The 9,820-nt window shown below is 55.5% G+C and carries 7 protein-coding genes; 3 read left to right on the forward strand and 4 right to left on the reverse strand.

What is annotated here, in order from left to right:
- Positions 1–6: 6 nt before the first annotated feature.
- Positions 7–1,521 (forward strand): SusD/RagB family nutrient-binding outer membrane lipoprotein, encoded by a 1,515-nt coding sequence (locus ACYVAC_RS10480; RefSeq protein ID WP_461097593.1) that lies wholly within the window; start codon positions 7–9, stop codon positions 1,519–1,521.
- A gap of 12 nt (positions 1,522–1,533) precedes the next feature.
- Entirely contained in the window at positions 1,534–2,379 is an 846-nt protein-coding gene (locus ACYVAC_RS10485; protein ID WP_461097594.1) for a BT_3987 domain-containing protein, read from the forward strand.
- Between the two features lie 110 nt (positions 2,380–2,489).
- On the opposite strand, the gene ACYVAC_RS10490 is transcribed toward ACYVAC_RS10485, so the two are convergent.
- The 4 genes from ACYVAC_RS10490 to ACYVAC_RS10505 form a co-directional block, all read right to left on the reverse strand.
- Positions 2,490–3,974, reverse strand: coding sequence for a glycoside hydrolase family 130 protein (locus ACYVAC_RS10490; protein WP_461097595.1), 1,485 nt, complete (start codon positions 3,972–3,974; stop codon positions 2,490–2,492).
- A gap of 125 nt (positions 3,975–4,099) precedes the next feature.
- A complete protein-coding gene (locus ACYVAC_RS10495; RefSeq protein ID WP_461097596.1) occupies positions 4,100–6,421 on the reverse strand; it encodes a glycosyltransferase family 4 protein in 2,322 nt (773 codons plus the stop codon).
- Between the two features lie 285 nt (positions 6,422–6,706).
- Positions 6,707–8,698 carry a sialate O-acetylesterase gene (locus ACYVAC_RS10500; protein WP_461097597.1) on the reverse strand — a complete coding sequence of 664 codons (1,992 nt, stop codon included), beginning with the start codon at positions 8,696–8,698 and terminating at the stop codon, positions 6,707–6,709.
- A gap of 149 nt (positions 8,699–8,847) precedes the next feature.
- Entirely contained in the window at positions 8,848–9,150 is a 303-nt protein-coding gene (locus tag ACYVAC_RS10505) for a DUF4286 family protein (protein ID WP_461097598.1), read from the reverse strand.
- A gap of 72 nt (positions 9,151–9,222) precedes the next feature.
- Here ACYVAC_RS10505 and ACYVAC_RS10510 point away from each other — a divergent pair, with 72 nt between their 5' ends.
- A complete protein-coding gene (locus tag ACYVAC_RS10510; protein WP_461097605.1) occupies positions 9,223–9,657 on the forward strand; it encodes a cytochrome B in 435 nt (144 codons plus the stop codon).
- The last annotated feature ends 163 nt before the right edge of the window (positions 9,658–9,820 follow it).

Genomic DNA, 9,820 nt, shown 5'->3' on the forward strand with positions numbered 1-9,820 from the left:
ACACACATGAAACGCATAAAACTCAGTGTTGCCGGTCTGCTAAGCCTGCTGCTGGTTGTCGCCACCAGTTGTAAGGAAGCGTATTTCGACATCAACAATAACCCCAACGCGGCTACCAGCTCGCCCGCCGAACTGGTGCTGCCCACCGCCCTCAACGCCACGGGGACGTACCTGAACACCAACTTCCCGTTTCTGAACCTCTGGATGGGGTACTGGAATTGGAGCGGTAACTACTCGATCGGTCAGTCGGATAAGAACTACCAGTTTACCAACGGCTATTTCAACGATATCTGGAACGATGCCTACACCCGGCTCAAAGACTACAACTACGTTGAGCAGCAGGGTAAGCAGAACAACCAGCCCTATCTGGAGGCCGTTGGCAAAATCATGAAGTCGCTGCATTACCAGATTCTGGTCGACACCTACGGCAACATTCCGTACTCGCAATCGCTGCAGGGCCTGGCCAACGCCCAGCCGACCTACGAAAGTGGCCAGACCATCTACGAAGACCTGATGGTAAAACTCGACAGTGCCCAGACGCTGATTCAGGCCGGTAACGCCCGGGTCAACAATGGCGAGTCGTCGCTGTCGCTGGGCACCAACGATATCATGTTTCATGGCGACATGGGCAAGTGGGCCCGCTTCACCAATACGCTGAAGCTGCGGATGCTGCTCCGCCAGTCGGAAAAAGCCGACCGGCAGGCTTACATTCAAACGCAGCTGGCCAAGCTGAAGGCGTCGACCATCGGTTTCCTGCGGGCGGGCGAAAACGCATCGGTCAACCCCGGCTATATCAACTCCGACAACCGGCAGAACCCGTTCTACAGCACTTTTGGCTACGCCGTCAACGGAGCCAATACGGAACTGAACAACCAGTACCGCGCCAATAAATACGCGGTCGATTTCTACCGGACGACCAACGACGACCGGATCGGTTTCTTCTACGCACCGGTCGGCGGGGGCTTTACCGGTACGAGTTTCGGCGATAACGTAAACGTGCTGCCCAATACCCGCACCTCGGCCATTGGCCCCGGTCTGCTCCAGAGCCCTGGCCAGGATGCCGTTGTACTGTCGTCGCACGAGGCTTTCTTCCTGCAGGCCGAAGCCGCCCAGCGGGGCTGGATCACGGGTTCACCCCAGACGTTCTACGAAACAGCCATCACCGAATCCTACAAAAATCTCGGTGTAGCAGACAGCGACGGAACGGCGGAGGAATACGCGGCTGCCTATTACGGACAAGCCATCAAAAACGTAGGCTGGACCGCGTCGACCAACAAGCTCGAAGCCATCATCACCCAGAAGTGGGCATCGCTCAACGGCTTCTCGCCGTTCGAAGCCTGGAGCGACTACCGCCGGCTGGGCCTGCCCGCCGTACCTATCTCGCTCGAGCCCAGCACCACCATCAAGCAAATCCCGATTCGGCTGCTGTATCCGCAGAGTGAGTATAGCTACAACAGCACCAACGTGGCCGCACAGGGTACGATCAGTCAGTTCACGTCGAAAATTTTCTGGGAAAAATAACCCATCAGCACCATGAGACATTTTATGACCCTGCTCTGCCTGGCGGGCACCGCGCTTAGTCTGACCGGTTGCCTGAACGACGACGAGCACTATACCGATTTCAAAAATGTCGGCGCCATTGCCGAAATTCCGTCGACGGCCTACGCCAGCGCGGGTGTGCTTCAGAACCGCAGCTACCTGCAGCAGACAGCCGTTGTCGATTCATTCGACGTCAACATTGCCTCGCCCCAGCCGCCTACGCAGGATGTGCAGGTAACGGTAGCCCTCAGCCAGTCGGCGCTGGCGGCCTACAACAATGCCAATGGCGATACGTACACGGTGCTGCCAGCCTCGCTGTTTCAGCTCATCACGCCTACCGTTACGGTGAAAGCCGGGCAGCGGCTGGCTTCGGTAAAGTACCAGATCAACACGTCGAGCCTGAAGTTTACCGATCATTACGCGCTGCCATTCCAGATCACCAGTGCCTCGGCGGGCGTTACGGTAAGCGGCAACTACGCTACCAAGGTGATTGGGGTTGTGCTGCGTAACAACTACGAAGCATCGTACACGTCAACGGGTTTCTTCACCCACCCCAACCCGGCTTCGTCGCGGGCCATCAGCCGGCAGAAAGACCTGACCAGCATCGATGCCACTACCAGCGAAACCGAGTTTGCCGACCTTGGCACGGGCTACCTGATGTGGCTTCGCGTCAATGCCGACAACACGGTTACCGTGATTCCGAAGGGATCGAGCAGCGCTACAACGTCGTCGGCGGGTGTCAACAAATATGACCCGACCACAAAGACCTTCACCCTGAACTACAAATACGCAGGGGCAGGTGGCGACCGGGTCATTACCGAAACGCTGAAACGCCAGTAGGCCTCGTGGGCCGGGTTGGCACCCGGCCCACGACGTAGCAGAACACCCGAAACGAAGCAGCCCGACCGGATCATCCGGTCGGGCTGCTTCGTTGCTCGCAGGCATTGATCTTAGCTGGCTTTCTCAGCCACCACCGCCTTATTCTGGCTCGTCAGTTCGGCCAGCAGTTCGGTTACGCTAACCGTGGCGAAGCTGCTGGCGTAGTCGGCCATAGCATAGGGAATAATCAGTTCGTCGCCGTTGATGAGGCCACCGCAGCTGTACACCACGTTGGGTACGTAGCCTTCACGTTCGTTCTCGTCGGGGCTCAGGATTGGTTCGGTGGTGCGGCCAATCACCTTGCTGGGATCGTTCAGGTCGAGCAGAAAAGCACCAATGGCGTATTTCCGCATCGGCCCTACGCCGTGGCTCAGCACCAGCCAGCCGGCTTCGGTTTCGATGGGCGATCCACAGTTGCCCAGCTGTACATACTCCCAGTGGTAGGTAGGTTTCAGAATCAGTTCCTTCGTCTGCCAGAAGTACAGATCGTCGGAATACATCAGGTAAATGTTTTCGCCGTCCTGCCGCGAAATCATGGTGTACTTGCCATTGATCTTGCGCGGAAACAGCGCCATCCCCTTGTTCGACACCTCGGCCCCGTTGAGGGTGCTGACGCTGAAATGGGTAAAGTCTTTCGTTTCGAGCAGCTGCGGAAACGTTACGCGACCGTTGTAGGCGGTATAGGTAGCGTAGTAGGTTATCTCGCCATTGTCGTCGGTAAACTGAACGAACCGGGCGTCTTCGATTCCGTTGGTTTCGTTGGGCGAAGTCGGAAAAATACACCGCTCATCGAGGCTCTGGTCGTCTTCGAAGTGAATTTCGTAGTTCGACTTGGCCAGGGCCAGCAGCCCGCTCGCGATGGTCTCGTATTCGGCGTTGTAGCGGTACTGCGCCGACACCCGTTTGATCTGCGCTTCCAGCTCGCTCAGGCTGAACTCATCGCCCAGCCCAACCATCATCTTCTCCTGAATACTATTCTCGAGCCGCAGTTCATAAAGCTTACGCTCGAACTGGGTCCGGTTGAATCGGTGATTGGAGACAATCTCGGGCGACGTGACGTAGCGCGACGGTTTGCGCAGCACAATCTTGCCGGCTTCGTCGATATACCCCATCCGAAACGAGATCGACGAGACGTGGCCCTCCCCCGTAGCGCGCAGGCTCAAAATAAACCGTTTAAAACCCGGTGGCACATTGGTCTGGTCGGGGTGCCAGATCATCGACGGGTTGAACAGGGCCGCCGACTCCAGCGAATACTCCATGGTGAAGTAAGCGCCCAGCAGCAGCTGCCGCTCGGCCGACAGGGGTTCATCGGTCAGCAGCTGGGGCTTGATTTGTTCGAAGCGCTGGAGCAGAAACCGCTCCAGTTTATAATGCCGCCCGCCAAACTCCCGAATAACCTCATCGAGCTTCTGCTCGGCTTCGGTATCGCTCATCGCGTTTACGCGGGCAATGATTTTAAGCGTTCGCGTTGAACTGCCCAGCTCAAACGGGCGGAATAAAACGCGGGTTGGATCGGGGCGCAGGACAATCCCCGTGCGGGTTGCTTTTACACTCATTAGCAATTCGAAGGTCGATTCGTAATACAAACTACAACGAAGAAGACGCCGAAAACAAGCTGTCGTCCGATTAAAACGACAGGACTTATTTTCGGCGTCCTGATAGTATGACTGATGGTCAGCGGTTAGGCATTGATCAGCGAAGGCATGTCCAGACTAACGGGCTTTGTTTCCTGCCGGCGTTTCTGAGCCATAAACAATTCGGCTAAAGCCAGCAGATACGACAGGGTCGATTCGGCACCCTGGTTCTTGTTGACCCGATCGATGTGAAGGCCGTCGCGACAGCCGCCCGTCTGCTGATCGTAGAGGGGCAGGCCCAGGTCGTTGAGACCAGTAAACCATTTGAACACCCGAATGGCCGTCCGGTTCCACTCCTCGTCGCCGGTGACCTGAAATGCGGTCAGACAGGCCGACACGGTCGACTGGGCTTCGAGTGGCTGCTGATCGAAGTAAGCCCGCGTTTTGCCACGCTCGTAGAATCCGTTGGAGCCGATTGGCTGGAAATGGCCGCGCTCGGCGGTCTGCATCGCCACAAGCCATTTAAGCGATTTCAGTCCTACTGCCTGCATCCGCTCATCGCTCGACCGGATCAGGGCATGCGCCAGAATCGCGTTGTCGTACGTCAGTTTAGACTCGAACCACGGCCACTCGTCGGTTGCCGTTTCCGAATAGCGGAACATCAGTTTGTCGAGCAGTTGCCGCTGAATGGTTTTGGCCAGCCGGTCGTCGTTAAATTTCTTCTGGTATTCATAGATACCGTGCAGGGCAAATCCCCACGCCCGGGGCGACGACATCTGGCCGATGCTGGGCAGTACTTTTTCGAGCAGACTCATGGCCCACGTCACCGAATTCAGATCGGTAGAGCGGCCAATACACACGCCAAGTGCCCAGATGGTGCGGCCGGTGCTGTCGTCGGAGCCAACGTCTTCCAGCCAGCGCCGGTCGTAGCTCATAAAGTTGCGGAATCGGCGGTGATCGTCGGAGTAGGCATGGTTCAGGAATGCACAGTAGTTGTCGGCTGCCTGCGCCAGCTTACGGTCTACAAACCCGGCTTCCTGCAGCATAATGGCCAGAATCAGCGCCCGGGCATTATCGTCGGTGCAATAGCCTTCTTCGTAAAACGGCAGGTGGTAGCGGGCGTGTTGCACGATCCCCGTCGAATCGGTTAACCGAAACAGGTGATCGAGCCGGATGGTGGGCAGCCGGAATGCCGATGTACCGTTGCCGCCCATGGTATAGGGGGCCTGACTGTTGATGGTGCTCATGCGTTCTCGACGGGCTTTAGCGAATGAAGAAGCGTATTCCTGAATGGTGCGCTCCCAAATCATTTCGCGGCCTACCATATACGCTTTTTTGCGCATGGCGTGCCGGGTCGATTCGTCGGTCAGCAAATTGATAATCTCGGCCGCCATGGCGTTTTCATCGCCAAAGGGCACCAGTACACCCCGGCCGTCGGCCAGCAGCTCTTCAGCGTGCCAGTACGGCGTTGACACAACAGCTTTACCGCAGCCAAAGGCATACGACAGCGTGCCAGACGTGATCTGAGCCGGATTAAGGTAAGGTGTTACGTAAATGTCGGCCGCTCCCAGGTATTCGAGCAGGTCTTCCAGTTCGACAAACTGGTTGTAGAAGCGGATATGGTCGCGCACACCACAATCGGCAGCCAGTTTTTTCAGGCTGTCGCGGTAGGCTTCTCCCTCATGCCGCAGCAAATGAGGGTGCGTGGCACCCAGCACCATGTACACCACGTTGGGATGCTGTTCCACAATCTTGGGCAGCGCCCGAATCATGGTTTCAATACCCTTATTGGGCGAGAGCAGGCCAAAGGTGAGTAGGGTCTGCTTCCCCTCCATCCCAAACCGATCCTTGTAGAAATGCGGATCGACAAACGACATATCGGGAATGCCGTGGGGTACCAGATCGATTTTCTCGGCGGGCACCTCGTATATGTTGATCAGAAAATCACGTCCTTTTTCCGACATGCAAATCACCCGCGACGACAGGTCGGCAATGCTTTTCAGCACCAGCAGCTGCTCTTCGTTGGGTGTCTTCAGAATGGTATGGAACGTAGTAACCACAGGCATAGTCAGGTTCCGAAGCAACGTCAGGATGTAGCTGCCAGCCGGCCCACCGTATATACCGTATTCGTGTTGCAGACAAACAACGTCTACATCTTTTGAATTGAGAAACTCAGCTGCCTTGCGGTACGCGTCGTGGTCATGCTGGTAAAAATCATACCGTACCTCAGCCGGATAATCGTATCCCTCGAGCGTGTCGTTGACCGATACGATCATAGCGTTTGAGTCGCGGATAAACGAATCATACGACGCAAACAGGTCAGAAGTAAACGTTGCGATGCCGCACTGACGGGGCAGGTAGTCGCCGATGAAGGCTACGTTTTTAGGATTGTGCTTCCAAACAGCCAGGTCGTTCGTAGGTGTAGTCATAGTTCTTGGTCAGCCGTCTTCATTATCAATCAGCTGTATCGTCGATCGACAAGTGCACCTGATTTGTATACTACAAAAGCTGCCAGAGCCCTATTTTGTTTGGTCATTTTACGAAATTTTGCAATCTGCCGTGACCAATAGCCCGGTAACGCTATGCAGACCGTCTTTTCTTGCACTTTTTAAGCACTTAGTGTGCAATTTTAGTCCGAAACGGTAGGCCTATACGCTACAACAGCACCTTCGAATAAGTCAATCGGCAGATACATCTGCCCGCGAAATGTCGGATTAGAAACCTGCCCGGATCAGCGCCTGCGCACAATCATCTTCCCCATTGGCAAAGCCGTTGTTCGGTATCGAGTCTGGATCGGATACACTGGCCGATTCGACCTGCGCCTGTAAGACAATCGTTCCCCGCTGCACAGCCTGCACTCGCATGGTCAACACCGTACTTGACCCCGCCGGGATGTTGGCTATCGCTCCGCGGGCGGTAGTGCCCGCCATACTCATCGACTGTCCATCTACGAACTGCAAACTGGCCGGAAGCAGGCAGCCGATCTGCACTGACCCCGATGGTTGTCCGCCCCGGTTCGTTACCACCAGACTCAGTGTAATGGGCTGATTGAGGACTGCCGTTAACCGATCCAGTTTCAGATCAAGACTTATATCGGCACGGGCCGGGTCGGGGGCAGGCTGATTGCTGGCTACGGCCGGCAGAGGCTCCGCGTTGATCGACGCGGGAACAGTATACTGCGGTCCGCTGCCCAGCCGAACCACCACACGGGCAGCATCGTCCTGCCCATCGTCGGGACTGGTATTCGGGCGAGAATCGAGATCGAGTTGCGCTGCACTCACAATTTCACCTGCCAGTTCATAAGCACCCTGCTGTGATGGTACGACGCTGAACTGACGCAACACAGTAGCCCCCGGCTCAATGATCGGCAGGGTCGTCAGCACGACGCCACGCTGGTGCGTCAGGTCTGTACCGCTCAGGAACGTTAAACCCGCGGGCAGTGCCGCCCGCACCCGTACCTGAGTTGCCGGCTTCGGACCATCGTTGCGCACCAACAGGGTCACTACAGCCGGCTGATTGGCTTGTACGGCGGACCGGTCCAGCGTCATCGTCAGGCTGAGGTCGGTCAGATCAACGTTCTGGGGCAGGCGGGGTAGTGCGTTGCGGAAGAAATCATCGTTCAGGTAATCGTTCCAGGCATCGCCCAGCTGAATCAGCCCCGGACCTGAGAAATGTACACCATCGGTGCGGGGCATTTGAATAATGTCGGTATCGGGTCCGTAGTAGGTGTTGGCAACGGTCTGCACGATTCGATTCTGGGCCGATACCACGGGGTCATAATGCGTCAGCCCGTAGTTTGCGTACAGATTGTTATCCATCGACGCCCGGGCTATTACCCACGGCACTGAAAAACCGGCATCCTGCCGCGACTGCCGAATCACTGTTTCAAGGTCACTGTAGTAGTTAGGGGCGGCCGGATCGGTGTCGTAAAACTCGGCTTCTCCCTGGTGCCACAGCACGGCCCGTATGCCCAGCAGCGGTACATAATCCTGCAAAATGCGTTTCAGATTCCCATAGGGCATCCCCGGTCTGAAATACTCGTTATAGGAGGTTGCCGTACTATCGGCCGTGATACTCTCCCGCCAGTTGCGGACAGCCGTACCCGACCAGGCTGAGTTCATAAAGAGCACGGGCACGTTCAGGCGGGCTGCCAGGCGGTCGCCCAGCCGGCCCCAGCACCAGCTCGTCAGGCCCCGGGGCCCAATCACCGTCGTCGCCGATACAGTTCTGGCCCGACCTGGTAGCGGCATTCGCAGCGTATCGGTTTTGTTGAGGTGCGGAATACAGATCACCCGCGTGTCGGCGGGGTCAGCGGCATCCCGATTGTCAATGCCCTGCCCATTCGACTGACCAGCCACCGCAAATACTTCGCCGATGCCCATTGGCTCAACGGATTGGATGGCCACCACCTGCCCCCCACGTATGGCCCGAACATCCAGCCGATACCATCCGCCCGAAGCAGTCATAAGACCCGTGAAATACCCATCAGCGGCAGGTGTGGCGAGCCGGCTCCAGTCGAGGTCCTGCCCTTGCCCGATAGTCATGGGCACGAGCCGGGCTTCCACATAATCAACCGTGGGGATGATCTGGCCATGTACCGGAAACCGGCTTTGATTGGCGTTGTCGCGCTGAAAAACCGAGCTAGGTGTGGGAAAAGAAACGGTAATCTGGGCATACAACTCAGGCGCAGCAAAAAAAACAATCACCTGTATAACCCACCTATAGACTTTTCGCTTTACAAGGGTACGTACAATCGTCATGAATGGTCAGGAGAGTACCAAGCGCGAAAATCCTGGCTAAACACCATTTACGCAAGATCATCTGAACCAATTTACTAGACGGCATCCCAGAAATTTCATATTTGCTCTAGCAGCGTTGAGAAGGCAGGCAATTGTCCGCCAAAGCGAAAGTGCATACGCTGTTGCAGATCCGATGCGTATTTCTCCAAAAATACCTCATAGTCCTTTAGCGTTTCAAAATCCAGCTGGACGGAGAAAACGGCGCCTTCCTGCCCCACGTCTGTCAGCAATTTCAGCAAGCGCGTGGCGACAACCAGCCCTCCTTCCCGAACCAGCGGCAAATATTCCTGCTGCATCCAATACAGCCACTCGTGCTGCTTCGCTTTATCAAGCGTATAGGTTGTGTTATACAAAATCATACAGGGGCAACAACGGAGCTGCCGTTGAAGTTGATTATTTTGGTTGTTTCTTTACGACAAAAACTACATCGTATGTATTCTGGACTTGTTCATGCCCACTCCGGCCTTCGCTGGATTGCGCTATTGCTACTCATTGTATCGGTCTTTACGGCATTCACCAAATGGCAGAGCCGTGGGGGCTTTACAGACGGAAATCGTAAGCTTTACCTGTTTACCCTGATCAGTGTTCACCTACAGTTAGTTTTGGGACTTGTCCTGTATTTCATTAGTCCCAAAGTCAATTTCAGCATGATGAGCGATAAACTTTATCGCTTTTATTCGGCTGAGCACATCACGGGTATGCTGATTGCCATTGTTCTCGTTACCATTGGCTATTCGCGTTCCAAACGTGCCACTGACCCTACGCAGAAACAACAACTGGTTGCTATCTTCTTCGGCCTCGGCCTTGTTCTGATTCTGTCGTTTATTCCCTGGCCGTTTCGCAATCTGGGTGCTGGCTGGTTTTAAACAAGCCTCAGATGCACACCAAAAAAGCCGCTTTAGTGAGCGGCTTTTTTGTTTTTCTTGACCCGTCCTGAAATAGGTTGACACTACCCCCAACTTATTTTATGGATAAGCCAATCAATCAACGACGTAAGCGCACTCAGGGCGACTACACCTTGGCCTTTAA

It is taken from the genome of Spirosoma luteolum (assembly GCF_054778875.1).

Excerpts from the sequence above, each read along its gene's own strand:
- ACYVAC_RS10485 (WP_461097594.1), top strand. The coding sequence starts at position 1,534 with ATGAGACATTTTATGACCCTGCTCTGCCTGGCGGGCACCGCGCTTAGT.
- ACYVAC_RS10510 (WP_461097605.1), top strand. The coding sequence starts at position 9,223 with ATGTATTCTGGACTTGTTCATGCCCACTCCGGCCTTCGCTGGATTGCG.
- ACYVAC_RS10490 (WP_461097595.1), bottom strand. The coding sequence starts at position 3,974 with ATGAGTGTAAAAGCAACCCGCACGGGGATTGTCCTGCGCCCCGATCCA.
- ACYVAC_RS10480 (WP_461097593.1), top strand. The coding sequence starts at position 7 with ATGAAACGCATAAAACTCAGTGTTGCCGGTCTGCTAAGCCTGCTGCTG.
- ACYVAC_RS10495 (WP_461097596.1), bottom strand. The coding sequence starts at position 6,421 with ATGACTACACCTACGAACGACCTGGCTGTTTGGAAGCACAATCCTAAA.
- ACYVAC_RS10505 (WP_461097598.1), bottom strand. The coding sequence starts at position 9,150 with ATGATTTTGTATAACACAACCTATACGCTTGATAAAGCGAAGCAGCAC.